General features: G+C 63.3%; 16 protein-coding genes and 3 pseudogenes. 8 read left to right on the top strand and 11 right to left on the bottom strand.

What is annotated here, in order from left to right:
* Positions 1 to 6: 6 nt before the first annotated feature.
* Positions 7 to 1,671 (bottom strand): hypothetical protein, encoded by a 1,665-nt coding sequence (locus ABIF91_RS34075; RefSeq protein ID WP_424579638.1) that lies wholly within the window; start codon positions 1,669 to 1,671, stop codon positions 7 to 9.
* Complete coding sequence (locus ABIF91_RS34070; protein WP_028179680.1) at positions 1,640 to 2,866, bottom strand: CHAT domain-containing protein; 1,227 nt, start codon at positions 2,864 to 2,866, stop codon at positions 1,640 to 1,642. Before ABIF91_RS34070 ends, ABIF91_RS34075 begins: the two co-directional genes overlap by 32 nt.
* A gap of 401 nt (positions 2,867 to 3,267) precedes the next feature.
* Between ABIF91_RS34070 and ABIF91_RS34065 the strand changes: the two are divergent.
* A pseudogene (locus ABIF91_RS34065) lies at positions 3,268 to 3,482 on the top strand (C4-dicarboxylate ABC transporter); the annotation flags it as partial.
* Positions 3,483 to 3,597: 115 nt separating this feature from the next.
* A complete protein-coding gene (locus ABIF91_RS34060) occupies positions 3,598 to 3,759 on the top strand; it encodes a hypothetical protein (protein WP_244430080.1) in 162 nt (53 codons plus the stop codon).
* 328 nt (positions 3,760 to 4,087) lie between these two features.
* On the opposite strand, the gene ABIF91_RS34055 is transcribed toward ABIF91_RS34060, so the two are convergent.
* The 4 genes and pseudogenes from ABIF91_RS34055 to ABIF91_RS34040 all read right to left on the bottom strand — a co-directional run bounded on the left by ABIF91_RS34055 (position 4,088) and on the right by ABIF91_RS34040 (position 8,339).
* Entirely contained in the window at positions 4,088 to 5,176 is a 1,089-nt protein-coding gene (locus ABIF91_RS34055; RefSeq protein WP_028179677.1) for a TRAP transporter substrate-binding protein, read from the bottom strand.
* Between the two features lie 165 nt (positions 5,177 to 5,341).
* Positions 5,342 to 6,430, bottom strand: a complete 1,089-nt coding sequence (locus ABIF91_RS34050; RefSeq protein WP_028179676.1) for a TRAP transporter substrate-binding protein — start codon at positions 6,428 to 6,430, stop codon at positions 5,342 to 5,344.
* Between the two features lie 204 nt (positions 6,431 to 6,634).
* Positions 6,635 to 7,771, bottom strand: coding sequence for an Mrp/NBP35 family ATP-binding protein (locus ABIF91_RS34045; RefSeq protein WP_028179675.1), 1,137 nt, complete (start codon positions 7,769 to 7,771; stop codon positions 6,635 to 6,637).
* Positions 7,772 to 7,900: 129 nt separating this feature from the next.
* Positions 7,901 to 8,339: pseudogene (locus tag ABIF91_RS34040) on the bottom strand (VOC family protein).
* 184 nt (positions 8,340 to 8,523) lie between these two features.
* On the opposite strand from ABIF91_RS34040, the gene ABIF91_RS34035 reads away from it, so the two are divergent.
* From ABIF91_RS34035 to ABIF91_RS34015, 5 genes are all read left to right on the top strand, one after another.
* On the top strand, positions 8,524 to 9,396 hold the full coding sequence (locus tag ABIF91_RS34035) for an NAD(P)-dependent oxidoreductase (protein WP_028179673.1): 873 nt from the start codon (positions 8,524 to 8,526) through the stop codon (positions 9,394 to 9,396).
* A 239-nt stretch (positions 9,397 to 9,635) separates the two neighbouring features.
* Entirely contained in the window at positions 9,636 to 11,027 is a 1,392-nt protein-coding gene (locus tag ABIF91_RS34030; protein ID WP_424579843.1) for a sodium:proton antiporter, read from the top strand.
* Positions 11,028 to 11,188: 161 nt separating this feature from the next.
* Entirely contained in the window at positions 11,189 to 12,784 is a 1,596-nt protein-coding gene (locus ABIF91_RS34025; protein ID WP_028179671.1) for a sensor histidine kinase, read from the top strand.
* A gap of 44 nt (positions 12,785 to 12,828) precedes the next feature.
* Entirely contained in the window at positions 12,829 to 13,032 is a 204-nt protein-coding gene (locus ABIF91_RS34020) for a DUF1289 domain-containing protein (protein ID WP_027571622.1), read from the top strand.
* A gap of 28 nt (positions 13,033 to 13,060) precedes the next feature.
* A complete protein-coding gene (locus ABIF91_RS34015) occupies positions 13,061 to 13,615 on the top strand; it encodes a TIGR02281 family clan AA aspartic protease (RefSeq protein WP_028179670.1) in 555 nt (184 codons plus the stop codon).
* A 5-nt stretch (positions 13,616 to 13,620) separates the two neighbouring features.
* Here the strand turns inward: ABIF91_RS34015 and dusA are convergent, their stop codons facing one another.
* The 5 genes from dusA to ABIF91_RS33990 form a co-directional block, all read right to left on the bottom strand.
* Positions 13,621 to 14,613: a tRNA dihydrouridine(20/20a) synthase DusA gene (dusA, locus tag ABIF91_RS34010; RefSeq protein WP_284278861.1), complete on the bottom strand. Its 993-nt coding sequence runs from the start codon at positions 14,611 to 14,613 to the stop codon at positions 13,621 to 13,623.
* A 447-nt stretch (positions 14,614 to 15,060) separates the two neighbouring features.
* Positions 15,061 to 16,071, bottom strand: a complete 1,011-nt coding sequence (locus ABIF91_RS34005; RefSeq protein WP_424579637.1) for a hydantoinase/carbamoylase family amidase — start codon at positions 16,069 to 16,071, stop codon at positions 15,061 to 15,063.
* A 3-nt stretch (positions 16,072 to 16,074) separates the two neighbouring features.
* A complete protein-coding gene (locus ABIF91_RS34000) occupies positions 16,075 to 16,956 on the bottom strand; it encodes an alpha/beta fold hydrolase (RefSeq protein WP_028179844.1) in 882 nt (293 codons plus the stop codon).
* Between the two features lie 17 nt (positions 16,957 to 16,973).
* Positions 16,974 to 18,119 (bottom strand): pyridoxal phosphate-dependent aminotransferase, encoded by a 1,146-nt coding sequence (locus ABIF91_RS33995; RefSeq protein WP_284278864.1) that lies wholly within the window; start codon positions 18,117 to 18,119, stop codon positions 16,974 to 16,976.
* Between the two features lie 7 nt (positions 18,120 to 18,126).
* The gene (locus ABIF91_RS33990) at positions 18,127 to 18,906 is read right to left on the bottom strand and encodes an SDR family oxidoreductase (RefSeq protein ID WP_028179846.1); all 780 of its coding nucleotides are present in this window, start codon (positions 18,904 to 18,906) and stop codon (positions 18,127 to 18,129) included.
* A gap of 10 nt (positions 18,907 to 18,916) precedes the next feature.
* On the opposite strand from ABIF91_RS33990, the pseudogene ABIF91_RS33985 reads away from it, so the two are divergent.
* A pseudogene (locus ABIF91_RS33985) lies at positions 18,917 to 19,987 on the top strand (isochorismatase family protein); the annotation flags it as partial.
* Position 19,988 lies beyond the last annotated feature (1 nt).

Below are 19,988 nucleotides of genomic sequence, written 5' to 3'. Positions count from 1 at the left end.
GCGAGGTCAAGGCTTGACAGTCGACTGCGACGCAGGCGCGGCCCAACCGAGCAGATTGCCATCGAGCGCCGACGACTTCCGGATCAGCTTGTTGGATTCGATGTAGGCTTCCGCCGTCGAGGGCACGAGGTATCCGACCACGAAGCCGAGAACTCCGAAGGACGCGACGATGCCGGCGTACCACGACAACGGGATCGTCGGCATTTCCAGACCATAGGCCCTGGTCACCAATACGAAGCTGACGAGAAGGCTGAACATCAGCGACGCCATGACCACCGCATGGGTCGCGCCGTCCTTCAGTCTCGCCTCGTGATAATCCAGCCGATCCGCCCTCAGCCGCACGTCGAGAAGAATGCTCAGGACCAGCGTGTTGACCAGGAAGATCAGGGAGAACAGCGAGCTCGCCGCAAACGGATGATTCTTCGCCAGCCAGCCTTCAGCGATCGGAATCGTGCTGTAAGTCAACCATAGTATGAAGTTGCCCGCCAGATACGAGCACGCCCCGAAGACCACGTAAGAGCTCCAGGGCAACGCGTACAGCGAGGGGCGCGCGAAATTCGTCGAGGCCTTCGGATAGATTGCAAAGAAGATCGAGATCGTCAGCGCGACCGCGTGTGCGAGGGACGATAGGCCTCCGGCCAGCGAACCAACCGCAAACTTCTTCGGCAGATCGAGGAAGAACAGCGGCGCGACAGAGACCGCGAAGTCGAGGACGAAGATCGTCACCAGGGGTGCAAACGGCAATGGCTGGGGCAGAACGGTCTGATACCCGAAGCTGGATATCAGCTCCGTCCGGGAATCGCGCCTGTCGACGACCGACAAGGTCGCCTCGGCCAGACGACGCTGGTATGCGACCCGCAAATCCTCACACTCTTCCGCGATGAAATCGGAGATCTCGAGCACCAGCTCCCGCTCGTCGACATCCGACACCATGATGTCTTCCGTCAGCAGGAGGGCCCGCGCCGACCGCCGCAGCATTCGCCGATACTGCCTCTCCAGCTCGTCAAACGCGGCTTTCCGCGCGCGGAAGAATCTCTCGAAGCGCGGGTTGCCGCGCAGTTCGACGAAACTGGTGTGAAGCGAAGCAACCTGCATGATCATGGCCGTCGCGCCGACGGCAAGCACTTCGTCATCCTGATTGAGCGCCTTCTCGATCAGCCTCGCGGGAACGCCATATCCTTCGAGCTCGCGCTGCAACTCCGGCTTTGCCCGCTCCGTCACCCGGATGGGCGAACGCGCGATGGCCACGATGACGGTCTCCACGGCCTGCGGGTAGCGCGCCAGCGTCTGCATCATGGTTCTCAGAAGTCCGATCACCCGAGATAGAATCGGCAGGTGCGGCGCCAGCACCATGAATGCGATCGTCGCCGGTACGGCAACGAGCAGGCCGGCGTCCCGTCCGGGATAGAGCTGATTGGTCAGCCAGCGGACCTGGCTGACCATGAACACAAAGAAGATCACGGCGATCGTGACGTAGGCGAGGACCGCGAAATAATAGCGGTCGCGCATCACGGCATAGCGGATCTCCACGGTTTCGAAAGGAGCGTGAAAGTCGATCGCACTGACGATGCAGATCGCGATCGCACCGAGGCCGAGAGCAACGACGGACGGGTCAAAGCCGTACATTGATGAACATCCGCTAGGGTCCAGCCCGGTCCACGAAAATTTCACCGTCGAGGCCGCGCATGTAGAGAACCGGAGAAATCCATTCGGCGAAGTGGCGCGCCTTCAATTCGGCCCTCGTATGCGCCAGAGCGGCCTGAATCGATACGTTGTCGGCGAGATAAGTGTAGAACGTATCGGCGAACGCGAGCCCCATGTTGTCGCTGATCTCGAACTGCATGGCGATCACCGCAGGGACGCCGCCTTGAATGAGCTCGGCAGCGGTGCTCGAGAACAGGGGACCGTCGGATTGCGCCCCGCTGCAGGAGTTCAGAACGACGAGGCTCGGCGTTTGGCCGGGCTGGGTAAGGAACACTTTCAACGTGTCGGCATACAGCCGAATCCCACTCGATCCTCCCTCTTCCTGCACCACGATGAAGCCCATCTGCCGATCCGGATCGTGTCCGCCGTGACCGATGAAGTGAAACAGATCCCACCGTTTGCCATCATCTCCCCTCAGGAAACGACGGTTGAGATCGCGCGCCTTTGCCGAAGGAATCCAGGACAGCTTCAGTCTCTTGCCGTCGTTCAATTCGTTCAGTGCCTTCTTGATCGCGACCTGCTCGGCGTCGACCTCGATCTCATCCAGCGGAAATCCGTTCAGAACCTTGACCCTCGCCGCCATGCCCAGCACCCGTATCGGCCTTGCCGCGCTCATCCGACGTTCTTCGCCATAGTTGTCGACAGCACGCGTGAACGGTGTGCTCTGGGAGGTCGTCACATAGATGCGGTTCTTCTTGTCGTACATCGTTTCCCAGGGCACGTAGGCAAGCGCGGGATCGCTGACTCGCAAGCGGATCAGGAACGGCTCGTCGTCTCTTCGCGCCGCCTGGAAACATTCCTGATAGAGTTCGAGTATCTTTCGCTGAAAGATGAAGTCGAAGAGTTGCGAACCGATTTCCTGGACAATTCGCTCGTCCGATCCCGATATCAGAGCTCCGGCAGCATCACGTATGGCGGGTCTTGCTTCATTGCCGCCATTTGCCGTGGCCACATCCGGGCTTCGCGGGCGTAGCGCGGCCTCGGCGCTGCGCGCGGCAGGGCTCTGGAGAATCGCTTCCTGCAGCGGTCTCAGGTTCTGGCGAAAACTCGGCTTGAGCTTCTCGACCTCGATCTCGCGGCTCGACGAATTGTATTCCGCAACGATGCGGCAATGGTCTTCGCCACAATCTTCAATGGTCAGATTGAAAACGACCTTCGCCACGACGCAATCCTCAGCCGCGCACTGTCAGCGCAAAAAGGCGCCTTGCAAGAAAGTCCCTGGCAGCCAGCAAGGCCCACACGGCATATGGCGGGCGTCGTGCCGCGGCATTCCCGCGCTCCGCACCTGAGAAGCGGTGGCCGCAACCCGTAATTTTGGCAGCCGGCGTTCTGCCGGCCCAGGACGCACACCCCGAGTTCGGGTGGGCTTTCGTCTTGGCCTGCGCGGCCCTGCTCGCGGCGGCGCACCGCACGGCATCGGTCGGCGCAATCAAGGAAAGCTCGCTAGCTTCCCGGAATTTCTAGCGAATTTCTCTCGACGTGACTGTGAACCGCTTCACACCTCTCGCTTTGGTGATCACTGTGAAGGACCGGCAGCGACTCCATCTGCCGGCGCAGCACCGACAGGGTGTAGCGCCGACGGAGGTCAAGAGTTCAGACATCTACTTGGGCGCAATGCCGTGGATCGGCCTGCAGGCGATCATGGCTGCAGTCGTCATTGCATTCCGATAACGGTGACTGGGCTGCTCGACGCGCCCACCAAAGTGGACCTGGACAAGATCAAGATCCCGGACATCGAGCTGCCACCGCCACTCGATTTCGGCCAGCCGAAGAATTGACCCGCGGAACATACGCTTTTGCACGCGGTTGAATCCGGGGCTGAGGATCAGTGCCTGGAGGAGCCCGATGCCTTACTTCGCTTCTGGCCAAGACCAAGACTTCCGCATCTGCAAGGTGCTTGCCGACGTCTTTTGCGCGATCTTGCTCGGCACCTTTTCCATCATCTTTTTCGGCTGGCTCGGCGGCATTGTCGCCGTCGCCATCCTCGAGGCCGCTCTGCTCGGACTCGATTGGCTCATGCCAAGCACGAAAGACGCGGCCGGCGTCGTTCGCTGATGTTTTTCCCCAATGCTTGGAAACCGGCCGGTAGCGCGTCCTGGATTTGATCGGGGTCGAAGCTCAGTGGATTTCTCGGGTCCGGCACCGAGGCCCCAATTCGGATTATTCGATTATGGAATTCTACCACTGTTTTGCCCGACGCATCAAGCGAATTCGGCAATTCCGCAGAAGCGCACGATAAGCCGCCAAGTCATTGATAAAGCTGTCCCCGCCTACTGTGCATGGGGTTGTTTTCCATGTTTTTGTTTGGACACCCTCCGGAACGCTGCAACGACAACGCCCCGGAGCCTTCGCTCCGGGGCGCTGCCTGCGACGGATAGCGCGATCAGCTCTGCGAGCGCCGCGCCATAAAGATGTCGTAGCCGACCTCGGCAACCTGGAACCAGGCGTAGCCGTCGCTCGTGAACTTGGCGAGCGAGTCGTGCACCTTCTTGAAGTTGGGGTTGGTCGCAGCGACTTCGGCGTGCAGCTCCTTGGAGGCCTTGTAGCAGGCATCCATGATCGAGGGCGAGAAGGCATGCAGCTTGGTGCCGCCCGCGAGCAGCTTCTTCAGCGCCAGCGGATTGGCGTTGTCATAGCGTGCCATCATATAGTTGTTGGCGTAGTGGCCGGCCTGCTCCAGCACGCTCTGGTAATATTTCGGCAGCGCGTTCCATTTGTCGAGGTTGACGAAGGCCATCAGCATCGGCCCGCCTTCCCACCAGCCGGGATAGTAGTAGTGCGGCGCGATCTTGTAGAAGCCGAGCTTCTCGTCGTCATAGGGACCGACCCATTCGGCGGCATCGATGGTACCCTTCTCCAGCGCGGGATAGATGTCGCCGCCGGCGAGCTGCTGCGGCACCACGCCGAGCTTCTGGAGCACGCGGCCGGTGAAGCCGCCGATGCGGAATTTCATGCCCTTGAGATCCTCGGGCGTGTTGACCTCTTTCCTGAACCAGCCGCCCATCTGGCAGCCGGTGTTGCCCGCGAGCAGCGAGACGACGTTGTAGCTCTTGTAGAACTCGTTGAGCACGTCGCGGCCGCCGCCGAGCATGTACCAGGCCTGGTTGATGCGCATGTTGGGACCGAACGGCACGGCCGAGCCGAAGGTGAAGGTCGGGTCCTTGCCGAAATAATAGTAGGAGGCCGTGTGGCCGATTTCGCAGGTGCCGTTCTGCACGGCGTCGAGCACCTGGAGGCCCGGCACGATCTCGCCGGCCGCGAAGATCTGGATCTGGAATTTGTTGTCGGTCGCCTCCGCGACCATCTTGCACATCATCTCGGCACCGCCAAACAGCGTGTCGAGCGATTTCGGCCAGCTCGTCGGCATGCGCCATTTGATTTCCGGCATCGACTGCGCGATCGCGGGAGCCGCGAGCGTGGCGGCGCCGGCCGCACCAAGTCCTGTGACCTTGATGAAGTCTCTTCTCTTCATGATTTCCTGCCCTGATGGATCGTGATTGTGGGCCTTCTTGTCGAGGCTTGCCGCCAGCATGGCGTAAGCCGCGGCCGAATGCCATCCCGATCGCACTGCGGCAAAGAAAAAGCCCGGCCTCGCGAGCGAGGCCGGGCGATTTGGTCCTGCGAATTAAGCCGCAGATCAGCCGCGTGTGCGCGAGCGGATCATGAAGCTGTCGTAGGTATATTCGGCGACCTGCCACCACAGATATTCGTCGGAGCGGTAGGCCTGCATGGCGTCGATCGACTTCTTGAAGTCGGCGTTCTTGGCCGAAATCTCAGCCCACAGCTCGTTGGTCGACTTGAGGCAGGCTTCCAGCACTTCGTTGGTGAACGGACGAAGCTGGGTGCCGCCGGCAACCAGGCGCTTCAGCGCGGCCGGGTTCTGCATGTCGTAACGCGCAGCCATCCAGGTGTTGGCGTTGGCCGTCGCGTTGGTGAGGATCGCCTGGTAGCTCTTCGGCAGCGCATTGAACTTTTCCAGGTTGGCGAAGGCATGGACGGTCGGACCGCCTTCCCAGAAGCCCGGATAATAGTAGTACTTGGCGACCTTGGCGAAGCCGAGCTTCTCGTCATCGTAGGGGCCGACCCATTCGGCGGCGTCGATGGTGCCCTTCTCCAGCGCCGGATAGATGTCGCCGCCGGCGAGCTGCTGCGGCACCACGCCGACCTTCTGAAGCACCTGGCCGGCGATGCCGCCGATGCGCATCTTGAGGCCGGAGAGGTCGGCAACGGTCTTGATCTCCTTGCGGAACCAGCCGCCCATCTGGGTACCGGTGTTGCCGCAGGGGAAGCCGATCACGTTCGACTTCTTGAAGAACTCGTTGGCGAGCTCGTTGCCGCCGCCCTGATAGAGCCAGGAATTCTGCTGGCGCGCATTGAGGCCGAACGGCACCGAGGCGAAGATCGCAAAGGTCGGGTCCTTGCCGACGTAGTAGTAGGAGACGGTGTGGCACAGGTCGACCGTGCCGTTCGAGGTCGCATCGAGCGCCTGGAGGCCGGGGACGATTTCGCCGGCGGCGAATACCTGGATCTGGAACTTGTTGTCAGTCATCTCGGCGACGTACTTCGCCACCTGGTCGGCGCCGCCATAGATGGTGTCGAGCGACTTCGGGAAGCTCGAAGTCAGGCGCCACTTCACCTCGGGCGAGGACTGCGCGATCGCCGGCGAGGCCACTGCGGTCGCCGCCGCGCCTGCTGCCGACACTTTCAGAAAATCACGACGCTTCATCTTCAGGTCTCTCCTTGCTGGGGCGTTTCCCCTTGACTTCTCTTATGCCGCCGCTCATTCCGGCGACGCGTCGATGTCGCGTCGAACCGAAGGGGCTTGACTGCCGTGCGCCTTTAACACGGACCGCGCGGTTACGGAACGCGACAATGGCATGACGGGGCTCTACAAAAGTCGCATGTCCCCGGGGGCCCGCGGCCGGCCGGTTCAGGCTGCGGCAATGACGCCCTTCAGCTGGTCCCGAACCTGCCCTGCGATGGCGCGGTAGATCGCCGCATGAGGACCGTCCGGCTCGCTGTCGACGACGGGATTACCGGCGTCCGAAGTGGCGCGAATCGCCATGTGCAGGGGGATCTCGCCCAGGAATGGCACCTTGAGCTTTTCGGCCTCGTGCCGTGCCCCGCCGTGGCCGAAAATGTCCGACTTGGTCCCGCAATGCGGGCACTGGAAGTAGCTCATATTCTCGACGATGCCGAGGACGGGCACGTTGACCTTCTTGAACATGGCAAGCCCCCGCCGCGCGTCGATCAGGGACAGGTCCTGCGGGGTCGAGACGATCACGGCGCCCTTGAGCGGCACGTTCTGGGCCAGCGTGAGCTGGGCATCGCCGGTGCCCGGCGGCATGTCGACGACCAGCACGTCGAGCTTGCCCCACTCGACGTCGCGCAGCATCTGCGTCACGGCCGACATCACCATGGGACCGCGCCAGATCATCGCGGTCTCCTCCTCGACCAGGAAGCCGATCGACATGATGGCGAGGCCGAAACGCCGAAGCGGAATCATCTTGCGCTCGTCGTTCAGCTCCGGCTTGTCGCGCAGGCCCGTCAGGCGCGGCACCGAGGGGCCGTAGATGTCGGCATCGAGCAGCCCGACCTTGAGGCCGAGGTCGCGCAGGCCCAGCGCCAGATTGAGCGCCGTGGTCGACTTGCCGACACCGCCCTTGCCTGAGGCGACCGCAATCACAGCGGCAACGCCCGGGATTTCCGATTGCCGCGCCATCGGCGACTGGCTCCCCTGCGGCGGCTTGTGGGCATGGGCCGGCTGCACGCCGGGCGTGCCGCGGCTCGGCTGCGGCGCTGGCGGCGGCGCGGAGCCCGGCTTGCGCTCGGCGGTCAGCGCCACCATGACGGTGGTGACGCCGGGGATGGCCCGTACCGCGGCCTCCGCTTCGGCCCGGATGGATTCCCAGGCCCTTGCCTCGGCGGCATCGACATTGATCGAGAAGAACACCTTGCCTTCGGACGCGCTGATCGCGCTCAGCACATTGGCATTGGTGAGCGCGACCCCGCGGGGCGACTTGACCCTGGCGAGACTGTCGAGAACCTGTTGCTGCGTCACGCTCAAAGCGCATCTCCTGAACGGAGCATGATCCGGACCCGGAGGACGGCGCCAGCGCAAAGTGTGGAGCGGTCTTCCGATAAGATCATGCTCGAGGCTTTAGGATGCCCCATTAGAGCGGAAACGCCCAAAAGGCTACTGCCTGCCGATATCGTCAGCCTTTTCCACGGGCGCCGCCCCCTGCTCGCTGGCGGGCCTCGTAATTCAGCTCGATCATGACCCCATTGGGGTCATGGACGAAGATCTGCCAGAGATCGCCGCCGGGCACCTGGCGGGCCTCGAACTTCATCCCCTTGGACGCCAGCCGCTGCTTCATGCCGTCGAAGCCGCGACTGACGAAGGCAACGTGGTGGACAACGCCGGAATCCGGCTTTTGTGGCTCGGCGGTCGCAGAAATGTCGACGAGGTGCACCACCGGTTTGCCCTCGCTGTACATCCAGGCGCCCGGGAAGGCGAAATTCGGCCGTGCGCCTTTTTCCAGGCCCAGCACGTCCGCGTAGAAGCGGACGGTCTCGGCCAGATTCCGGGTCCGGATGTTGAAATGATCGAGGACGCCAACGCTCACGCCGCCCATGCTCTCGCTCCTTTTTTTGAAGTTCTTGGGTCCGCCATCCTAGCACAGGGGGCCGCCAAACGAAGCCGTTGCCCTCCGGCCTCAAGGGTTTATGGTGCGCCTCCAATCCGCCCTCACCGCGGAACCCAGGCGCCCCTCGCCTGGCAAGAACCGTAAAACCCAAACTACGGACAAGGTACCACAGATGGCTAAAGTCGCTTTCCTCGGTCTCGGCGTGATGGGCTTCCCCATGGCCGGACACCTCGTGAAAAAAGGGGGCCATGAGGTCACCGTCTACAACCGCACCGCGGCCAAGGCGAAGGAATGGGCGGACAAATTCGGTGGCAAGACCGCATCGACCCCGAAGGCCGCCGCCGAAGGCCAGGATTTCGTGATGTGCTGCGTCGGCAACGACAACGATCTGCGCGCGGTCACGATCGGCCCCGACGGCGCGTTCGCCGGCATGAAGAAAGGGGCGACCTTCGTCGACCACACCACCGCCTCCGCCGAGGTCGCGCGTGAGCTGGACGCAGCCGCCACTAAGGCTGGCTTCAAATTCGTCGACGCCCCGGTCTCCGGCGGCCAGGCCGGCGCCGAGAACGGCGTGCTGACGGTGATGTGCGGCGGCACGCAGGACGCATATTCGGGCGTCGAGCCGATCATCACAGGCGCCTATGCGCGGATGTGCAAACTGCTCGGGCCCGCTGGCTCCGGCCAGCTGACGAAGATGGTCAACCAGATCTGCATCGCCGGTCTGGTGCAGGGTCTCTCTGAGGGTATCCACTTCGCCAGGAAGAGCGGCCTCGACGTCGCCGCAGTGATCGAGACCATCTCGAAAGGGGCCGCGCAATCCTGGCAGATGGAGAACCGCTACAAGACCATGAACGAGGGCAAGTACGATTTCGGCTTCGCCGTCGAATGGATGCGCAAGGACCTGTCGATCTCGCTGGCCGAGGCCCGCCGAAACGGCGCTAGCCTGCCTGTCACCGCGCTGGTCGACCAGTTCTACGCCGAAGTCGAGAAGATGGGCGGCAAGCGCTGGGATACGTCGAGCCTGCTCGCACGCCTGCAACGCTGAGGCTCTGTGGCGGCCTCTTCTAGGGCCGCGCAGCATCGTACGTCGTCGCGACTCCGGCCGCGACGACGTTCAAAACGTGCTAACCGAAACAAGCATAAACTTCTGGGGGAGCCTTGCTTAGCGTGATCGTCGCCATCCTCGTCGTTGCCTGCGCCAGCGTCGCGTCGGAGCTTCGACCCGGAATCGCCGGGATCGCCGCGGGTGGTGCCTGCCGGCGGGGATCGCGCCTCATTGCTCGCCTGCTCCCGGTCGCGCTCCTGATCCTGCTTGCATCACCTTCGCAGGCGCTCGCCGCATCGCTCGACGGGGCGAGCATTCGCCCGCAATGGGCGCTCCCCTTCGCCGGCATGCTGCTGTCGATCGCGATATTTCCACTCGCAGCGCCTCACTTCTGGGAGCACCATCAGGGCAAGATTGCTGCGATGTGGGCCGCCCTGATCGTGCTGCCGCTTGCCGTCTGGTACGGCACGCTTCCAACCATCCAGGCACTCGTCCATACCGCGCTGCTCGAATACATCCCCTTCATTCTGCTGCTCCTTGCTTTGTTCACTGTGGCCGGCGGCATCGTGGTGCGCGGCAATCTTCACGGCTCCCCGGTTCTGAATGCGTTGCTGCTCGCTCTGGGCACTCTGATTGCGAGCGTCATCGGCACGACCGGCGCGTCGATGGTCATGATCCGGCCGGTCATCCGCGCCAATGACGACCGGCGGCACAACGCGCACGTCGTCATCTTCTTCATCTTTCTGGTGTCCAATATCGGCGGCTCGCTCTCGCCCCTGGGAGATCCACCGTTGTTCTTGGGGTTCCTGCGCGGCGTGGACTTCTTCTGGACGACGACGCACCTGTTCCCCCAGACCACGTTCGTGGCCTGGATTCTGCTCGCCCTGTTCTTTTGCATCGACACTTATCTTTATCGCAAGGAAGGCCGCGTCAAACCGGACCCGACTCCGGACAATCCCTTGCGGATCAGCGGCGGCCTCAACTTCGCTCTGATGGGAGTCATCATTGCTGCGATCCTCTTGAGCGCCAAGCTCGACCTCGGCGGATTTGAGGTTCTCGGCACGCACCTCCAGCTGCAGAATCTTCTGCGCGATGCCGTAATGATCGGTATCGTGTTTGCATCTCTTGCCGTCACGCCGAAGGAGGACCACGACGCGAACGGCTTCTCTTGGGGCCCCATAATCGAAGTGGCCAAGCTGTTCGCCGCCATCTTCATCACCATCATTCCCGTGCTTGCGATCCTCAACGCCGGCAAATCCGGCGCGTTTGCCTCCGTCGTGAACATGGTCACCAACGTCGACGGCACGCCGAACAATGCCGCCTATTTCTGGTTGACCGGCTTGCTCTCATCCTTTCTCGACAACGCGCCGACCTATCTGGTTTTCTTTGAGCTTGCTGGAGGCGACGCCAAGCATCTGATGACGAATGGCGCCATGACCCTGGCCGCGATCTCCGCAGGTGCGGTGTTCATGGGCGCAAACTCTTACATCGGTAACGCGCCCAACTTCATGGTTTACGCGATCGCGCGAGCGAGCGGCGTCGCAATGCCGGGCTTCTTCGGATACATGGCCTGGACCTCCGTCCTGCTGCTGCCTGTGTTCGCGTTGGTCACGCTCGTTTTCTTCAGGTGAAGGGGCTGCGGGTTCCGCGAGCAGAGGTCGGAACCGGGCATTGGATTAACGCCGGGTTAACGCAATTCTTTAGCTCCTTAAGTCAGCTCTTAAGGATTTCTTGCCAGAGATAGACAACGCAGAAGTCCCGCGCCCGGCGTGGGCAGGAATTGTGTTGTTTGATGAGTAACCCCGCTGAAAAGCCCGAGGTTGTGCAGCTGCCGGCCGAGCCGGTGAGCGCGCCATCGGCGAGCAGCCGAAGGGCTGCGGCGCAGCGGGTGCGCGAGGCGCGGGACAAGTTAACGTCGACCAGTGGAACCCGGCCGGCTTTCGACGCCGAGATGCTGCGGCAATACGCCCAGACGCGGCTGTCCGCCTCCTATGTCGTGATGCTGCTAGTGGTGGCCACCGGCGTGCTGTTCGGGCTGTGGATGCAGCCGGTCCCGGCCGCGGCCTGGACCGTCGGCATGCTCTGCATCCACAGCGCCATGATCCGCAGTTGCCGGCGCTTCCTGACCGAACCCGCCTCGCCCGCGGCGACGCGCGCGTGGCGGACGCGCTTCGTCGTGCTCGACCTGCTCTATGGTCTGTGCTGGATGGCGATCCTGATCCATCCCGTGCTCGACATGGTCACGGAAACGCTGATGATGTTCCTGATGCTGCTGGTGATCGCAGTATCGAGCATGCTCGCTGCCAACCTGCCGATCGCAGCCCTTGCCGCCACGGCGCCGGTCGCGGTCGCGATGGCGCTGAGCTTTGCAGTGACCGGTTCGCTGGACAACTACATCCTGGCCGCGCTGGCGCTTGCCGCCGAAGGCTATTTCGTCCTGCTGGCGCACCGCCTCCACTCCTCGACCTTCGCCACGCTGGAAGCGCGCGCAGAGAAGGACGCGCTGATCGGCGAGCTGGAACAGGCCAAGGCGATCTCGGACGAGGCGCGCCACCGTGCCGAAGCCGCCAACGTCGCCAAGTCGCGCTTCCTCGCGCAGATGAGCCACGAGCTGCGGACGCCGCTGAATGCCATCCTCGGCTTCTCCGAGGTGATGAAGAGCGAGATTTTCGGCGCGCACGCGGTGCCGGTCTACAAGGAATATTCCGCCGACATCCATAATTCCGGCGTGCACCTGCTCAACCTCATCAACGAGATCCTCGATCTGTCGCGGATCGAGGCCGGCCGCTACGAACTCAACGAGGAAGCGGTGTCGCTGGTCGGCATCGTCGCCGACTGCCATCATTTGATGAAGCTGCGTGCATCGAGCCGCGGCATCACCATCCACGAAGTGTTCGAGCAGGCCATGCCGCGGCTCTGGGCCGACGAGCGCGCGATCCGGCAGGTGGTGCTCAATCTGCTCTCCAACTCGATCAAGTTCACCCCGCAGGGCGGCGAGATCTGGCTCAAGGCGGGATGGACCGCCTCGGGCGGACAATATCTCTCGGTGAAGGATTCCGGCTCCGGCATCCCCGAGGACGAAATTCCGGTCGTGCTCGCCTCGTTCGGCCAGGGCTCCAATTCGATCAAGTCGGCCGAACAGGGCGCCGGTCTCGGCCTGCCGATCGCCAAGAATCTGATCGACCTGCATGGCGGCACGTTCACGTTGAAATCGAAGCTGCGCATCGGCACCGAGGTGATCGTCACCTTCCCGCCGGAGCGGGTGATGAGCGCGCTCGCCCCGCTGTCGGATGATTCTCCGCCGCTCCAGCCGGAGAGTTCCGGCCTGCCCGACGAGAAACGCCGGCCGCGCCACAAGCCGATCATGAGTGCGGGCACAGGCTCTTAACGAGATGCTTGCAGAGATGTCCGACGATCCCTCACTATGTCCGAATGAGCAAAGAAACACCGTGCGTCGCCGTCTGCATGATCGATCCCAAGACCAAGCTGTGCTTCGGGTGCGGCCGGACCTTGCCCGAGATCGCGCGCTGGCATGCCATGGAAAGCGCAGACCGGCTCGCGATCATGGCCCTTTTGCCGGCGCGCATGACGGAAGCTGGACTTGCGCCGATCGCGGGATCGCCGAAACGCATCTGATCCGCCTGCGGGCCGTCGGGGGCGCGCGATGATCCGCTTCCTGCTCGTTCTGGTCATGCTCGCCGGCACGGCAGGTGCCGTGGTCGCCTATGGCGACGCCGACCAAATCGCGCGGGCCAGCCACAAGGTCTCGCACATTTTCCGCGGACAGACCGCCTCCCCTGCACCGGCCGTACAGATCCCGCGCGGCCAGGGCGGCGAATTCACGCTGCGTGCGAAGATCAACGGCGTCACCGCGCCGATGGTGATCGATACCGGCGCGACATCGGTGGTGCTGACCTGGGAAACCGCGAAAGCAATCGGGCTGCCGCTCGAGATGCTCGAATATGACGTCGACCTGGAGACCGCGGGCGGCCACACCAAGGCGGCGCGCCTCACGCTCGACCGTCTCGCCGTCGGCCATCTCGTGGAGAAGTCGGTGCCGGCCCTCGTCGTGCAGCGCGGCCAGATGAAGACCAATCTGCTCGGCATGAGTTTCCTCGACCGCCTCGAGAGCTGGGGGGTGCGCGCCGACACGCTGATGCTCACCGGTTATCCGGAACTCCAGCGTGGTCATCGCCGCTCGCGCATGGCAGTCGACTAGCTGACCTACGCCGCCTCCGCCGGCGCGCGCGCAGCGACGCGCGCGATCGCATCGCGCAGCACTTCGAGACCAGCGCCCGGCTTCACCCCTTGCTCGGCCAGATGACGGCGGAAGGCCCGCGCGCCCGGCACGGCATGGAATGCACCGACGAAATGCCGCGTGATCGCATGCAGTCGCGTTCCGCGCGCGAGCTGCTGCTCGATGTAGGGCATCATCGCCTCGAGCGCATCCTGCATGATCGCATGCGGCGCCGCTTCGCCGAAGATCTCCCGATCCACGGAGAGCAGCCGCCACGGCTCCTGATAGGCGGCGCGGCCGAGCATCACGCCGTCGACATGTTCGAGATGTACCTTCGCCTCCTCGATGCTAGGAATGCCGCCGTTGATGACGACAGGCACATCAGGCATTGCGCGCTTGAGGCGATAGACGCGGTCATAATCGAGCGGGGGAACGTCGCGATTCTCCTTCGGAGACAACCCGTTGAGCCAAGCCTTGCGGGCATGCACGATCAGCGCGTCGCAGCCGGAGGCGACCACCGCATGTGCAAGCGCATCGAGCGCGACCTCCGGATCCTGCTCATCGATGCCGATGCGGCACTTCACGGTAACGGGAATCGCGACGGTGCGTTTCATCGCGTCGACGCACCTCGCCACCAGATCCGGCTCTGCCATGAGGCAGGCGCCGAAGCGGCCATCCTTTACGCGATCGGACGGACAGCCGACATTGAGATTGATCTCGTCATAACCGAACGCCTCGCCGATCCGCGCAGCCTCGGCCAGTTCGCGCGGATCCGAGCCGCCGAGTTGAAGCGCCACCGGATGCTCGCACCGATCGAACCCGAGCAGCCGCTGCCGATCGCCATGAATGACGGCGCCGGTGGTGAGCATCTCCGTATACAGCAGCGCCCGCCGCGTCAGATGACGATGGAACACCCGGCAATGCCGGTCCGTCCAATCCATCATGGGGGCGCAGCTAAATTTCCAATTATTTTCAACCACTTAGGATTCTCTGTTGGTCCCAGTCCTGGGAAGACACGGCAACGTATCTATACTGATTTAGTTGGGTTTTTGAGGGTTGGTTCGATTATCTAGCCAGTTTTTGCCAGCGCTTTGCTACCAAATTTGCTACCGAACCCGCCCGCGCAATGCCTTTGCGATTCATAGCAAAACAAGCGGAGGCAGTTCGATGCGTGCAAGTAGTCATGCAATCCGGCCGAAGACCACACGTTCGCCGTAGTAGCCGTTCGAAGTGCCCAACCGTCCACATAGCTTTTGATGGTAGCATTGCGGACGTCCGTCACTCGCTGATTTCGACAATTTCGAAGGACGGCCCGGCCTTTGAAAGTACATCGACGCACCCCCATCCAGTGATGAATTCGTAATGGCAAACGGGATGGTGAACCCGCTTCCAAGTCTCCGACTGCGTGTCCGCAAAGATCGAGCCTTCTACGCGATAGGCGAAATGTCCCGAGACCAATCCTTCGTTCTTCGTACCTCGCTCGGTGCTGAGCGGCATGCACGGCCGAGATCCGGTCGACACGGAGGCGGCTGTTGGGCGTCGAGCACCGCGTTATCGGGATGGCGCAGATCGATGCTGAAGCTGACACGCGACGGCACCACGGACGGCGCGTACGGCACGACGGCGACCCGGCCGATGGTGAATTTGATGTCGGTATCGATGGTGCCGATCTCGGCATGGAGCGCCGACGCCATCCGCGCAAAAGCCGCGAGCGCATCCCGCCTCTCCGACTGCGCCAGCGTGCCGGCGTGTCCTTCGCTCCCCTCAACCACCACCTGAAAAGTCTTCTTGCCCTGGATGCCGGTGACGATACCGATGGTGCAGGCGGCTGCTTCCAGCAATGGCCCCTGCTCGATGTGCAATTCGAGATAGGCACTGGTGGTGAAGCCGAGCGGCCTGTGCGGCACATCAGGAAGCGCCTGGTGGACACGATCGAGCGCTTCGCCGACGCTGACGCCATCGGCATCGCGCGCGGCGCGGATCGCATCCATGTCGCGCTCGCCGGTGAAGGCTTCCGAGCCCATCATGCCCGGCGCGAAGCGCGAGCCCTCCTCGTTCATCCAGGCGACGACGATGACGTCGCGCGCAGGCTTCTCGTCTTGGCCGGCGAGCGAGACCACCGCTTCGAGTGCCGCCATCACGCCGGCCGCACCATCGAACTTCCCGCCGGTCGGCTGGCTGTCGAGATGACTGCCAAGGAGGAGCGGCGGCACGCCGCGATCGCGGCCAGCCAGCGTCAGGAACAGGTTTCCCGCGGCGTCGGTCGACGGCGTCAATCCTGCCTCGCCCGCCCAGCCGATCACGCGTCGCCAGGCCGCGATCTCGCCATCGCTCAATGCCTGACGGTTGACCCCGCCGGCCGGCGTCGCGCCGATCTCGGCGAGTGCCATCAGGCGGCTCCAGAGCCGGTCGGCGTTGATCAGGGGCTGGCTCGTCATCGACTACTTCGTGCGCATGATCTGGCCCGGCAGCGCGCGCGGATCGCGCGCCAGCCAGCGTCCGGCCTCGACCTGGGCGATGAATTCGGCAAGCAGCGCGTTGAACGCCGCCGGCTCTTCGAGATTGAGCGTGTGGCCGGTCTTGGGGAAGACCGAGAGGCCGCAGGCGGGAATGGTCTTCTTCAGGAAGATGCCGGGCTGCAGACAGTGGTCGTCCTCGTCGCCGACGATAACCAGCGTCGGCACCATCATCTTTTTCAAGCCGTCTTCGAGATCATAGAACGACGGCCGCCGCGCCTGGACGCCGCGCATGGTGTTGGCGGCGCCGCGATCGGAGTGCGTGGCGAGGCGATCGGCGAATTCCTGCCAGCCGCGCGGATCCTTGTTCTGGAACTGCACCCGGCTCGCGCCGAGCGCATAGATCTTCGAGAATTCCCTGGCGCCCTGCTTCTCGAAATTGTCGGCGACTTCGAGCGAGACGCCGCGAAAATATTCCTCGAACTCCTTCTCGCAGCCATAGCCGGCGCCGGCCACCGTGAGAGATAACGCACGCTCCGGCGTACGCAAGCCGAAATGCACCGTGCAGAACCCGCCCATGGAAAGGCCGACGATGTGCGCCTTCTCGATCTTGAGTGCGTCGAGCACCGCGACCGCATCGTCAGCAGCAATCGTCTGCGAATAGGCTTCCAAGCTGTCAGGCACGTCCGACGGCGGATAGCCGCGCGCGGCGTAGCTGATGCAGCGATGGCGCCGGCTGAAATAACGCAGCTGCGGCTCCCAGCTTTGGTGATTGCCGCCGAACTCGTGGATGAAGAGGATCGGCGTTCCCTCGCCCGCTTCCTCCACGTGCAGCTTCACGCCATCTTTCGCTGTGATCGTCGTCATCGGCATCGTCCCTAGAATTAGAATTGCGGCGGCAGGTCGTTGAGCGTGCGCGCCTGCGCGACCATCTCCGGCAACAGCGTACAAAACTTCTCGACCCAGGCTTGCGGCACCGAAGTGCTGATCTTGACGAAGCGGTCGCCGAAGCGCTGGGTGTGATAGGTGCCCTGCCGGATCATGATGCCCTGGCGGCGATAGCATTCGACCAGCGCCTCCGGGCGGATGCCCGCCGCGATAGTTTCGAGCACGAGGAAATTACCGTGCGAGGGCATGATCGGCAGCGCCAGCCCGTCGATCGCGGCGGCGGCCTCCTGGATCATCGCCTTGTTGGCCCGGTCGGTGCTGCGGACCTTCTTCATCCATTCGGCCTTGACCGACAACCCTGCCTGCGCCGCGCGCTGGGCGATGACGCTGGCGCCGAGCACGCTGGTAGAGGTCTGCGCCAGTTCCTCGAACAGGTCGGGCGCGGCGACGAGGGCTCCGATGCGGAGGCCCGCGAGCCCTAGCCATTTCGAAAAGCTGGTCGAGACCACCGAGCCTTTCGGGGCAACATGCAGTGCCGGGGTATGGCCGTCGGCAAAATCGCGATAAGTGCAGTCGTGCACCAGCAGCGCGCCGCAATCGCGCGCGATCGCCGCAAAGCTCTCGATCTCCTCGCGGGTGTAGCGGATGCCGAGCGGATTGTTGGGATCGACGAGATAGATGATCGCGGTGCGCTCATCGACATTCGCCTTCAAGGCCTCGGGCGTCAGGCGGTAGTTGCAAGCGGGATCGTAGATCGGAATCTCGATCACCTCGGCGCCTTGCTGGCGCGCGAACAGGCACGGCCATTTCCAGGTCGGGTCGGTCGTGACCAGCGTGGTGCCGGGCTTGCAGCGCGCGCGGCAGATCATCGCCAGCGCGTTGACTCCGCCCTCGGTCACCAGCGCTTCTGCGGCGGGCACGCCGAGATCGGCGACGATCGCCGCGCGCAGCGCCTCGAAGCCGAGCGGCGGCGCATAGGCATTGAACTCGCCCGCCTCGATCGAGCGCAGCATCGCCTCGCGCACGGCGGGATGGCTCTCGATGTGGTTGGTATTCTGGCCGAGCCAATAGAGTCCCGGCGTCGCCGAGAGCTCGTCGAAATAACGGTTGCGGACCAGCGCGGCGGATTGAGGCTTCGACATCGGCGCCTCAGATCACCGAGCCGCGCGCGGCGATGCCGCCGTCGATCGTCACAACGGTGCCGGTGATGTAGCCGGAGCGTGGCGAGGACAGGAAGGCAACGAGATCGGCGACCTCCTCCGACCTCGCAGGCCGTTTGCCCGGATATTTGTCGAACAGCTCCTCCCAGCGGCCTTCGTCGCCGAGCATGTCGATCGCCTTGCGCTTCATGATCTTGAGCATGCGGTCGGTGGCAACCGGCCCCGGATTGACGGCGACGACGCGGACGCCGTGATCGAGGCTGCGGCCGCCGAGCGCCTTGGTGAAGGACATCAGCGCCGCATTGCCGGTCGAGCCTGCGATATAGCTCGCGTCCCAGTTCTCACCGGAATTGCCGATGATGTTGATGATAACGCCGTCCTTGCCCTTCATGCGCGGGTAATAGAGACGCGACAGCGTGATGTAGCCGAACACCTTGAGATCGAAGCCGCGCCGCCAGGCGGCATCGTCGAGGATTTCCAGCGAGCCCGCGGGGATGTCGCCGGCATTGTTGATGAGGATGTCGATATCGCCGACCTCGGCCGCGAGCTTTTCCATCGCCGCCGTGCTCGACAGGTCGAGCGCATGGATCGTGATCTTCACGCCATGTCGGGCTTCGAGCTGCTTCTTGGCCTCCAGCATCGCCTCGCCGTTACGGGCGGCGAGATGCAGATGACACCCCTCCGCGGCGAAGAGCTCGGCCACCGCAAGTCCAATCCCTTTCGACGCGCCGGTGATGAGGGCGGTCTTGTTCGTCAGCTTCAGGTCCACTCCGGGTCTCAACCTGTTCGATCAGCCGAATGGCTTGTGCTTCTCGCCGGACGAGAAGCTGCTCTATGTCAACGACACCGTGCAAGCCCTGATCCGCGTATTCGATGTCAATAGCGACGGTTCGCTGTCGAACGCACGGGTGTTCGCGAGTGGCATCAAGTCCGAACTCGAATCCGGGCTGCCCGATGGCATGAAGTGCGATCAGCACGGCAATATCTGGGTCACCGCACCGGGCGGCGTCTGGGTCTATTCGCCGCGCGGCGAACTGCTCGGCAAGGTCCGCGTGCCGGAGCTGGTCGCCAACCTCACCTGGGGCGGGCCGGACTTCCGCACGCTTTATCTCACCTCGACGCATTCGGTGTACGCAATCCCGACCAGGGTCGGGCCCCGCCACGAGCCTTACATGAGCGGCAAGCGCGCAGCCGGCGGAGCAGGCCCGAGCTCATCGCCAACCTCGCCTGTTCTGACCGAAGGCGAGATGCGGCTCGATCCGCAGCGCTGCGCCATGATCATCCAGGATCTCCAGAACGACGTCATCATGGACGGCGGCGCTTTCGCCGAATCAGGCGCGCCGGGTCACGCTAGGCAGCAGCATGTCGTGGAGAATGTGCGACGTCTGGCGGAGGCCGCACGTGCCCGCGGTGTCGCCATCATCCACGTCTGGTTCGTCGTCGAGCCCGGCGCCCCCGGTGTCACGCTGAATGCACCATTGTTCGAGGGCCTCGTCGACAGCAAGGCGATGGTGCGCGGAAGCTGGGGCGCCGCGCCCGTTTCCGGCCTCGAGCCGCGGCCCGGCGATTTCGTGGTCGAGAAGATGCGCATGAGCGCCTGGGAAGGTACGCGGCTTGAGACGATTCTCAAGGCCACCGGCCGCGACATGATCATCAATACCGGCGCGTGGACCAACATGTCGGTCGAGCACACCGCTCGCACCGGTGCTGACAAGGGCTATTTCATGATCGTGCCCGAGGATTGCTGCTCGACGATGAATTCCGACTGGCACAATGCCTCGATCAATTTTGCCATGCAGAACGTCGCGGTCGTGACCAGGGCCGATACCGTAATCAGAGCGCTGGGATGAA

This window comes from Bradyrhizobium sp. USDA 241, assembly GCF_049739505.1.
GTDB classification, from domain to species: Bacteria; Pseudomonadota; Alphaproteobacteria; order Rhizobiales; family Xanthobacteraceae; genus Bradyrhizobium; species Bradyrhizobium liaoningense.
This window is presented reverse-complemented; position numbering and strand designations above follow the sequence as displayed.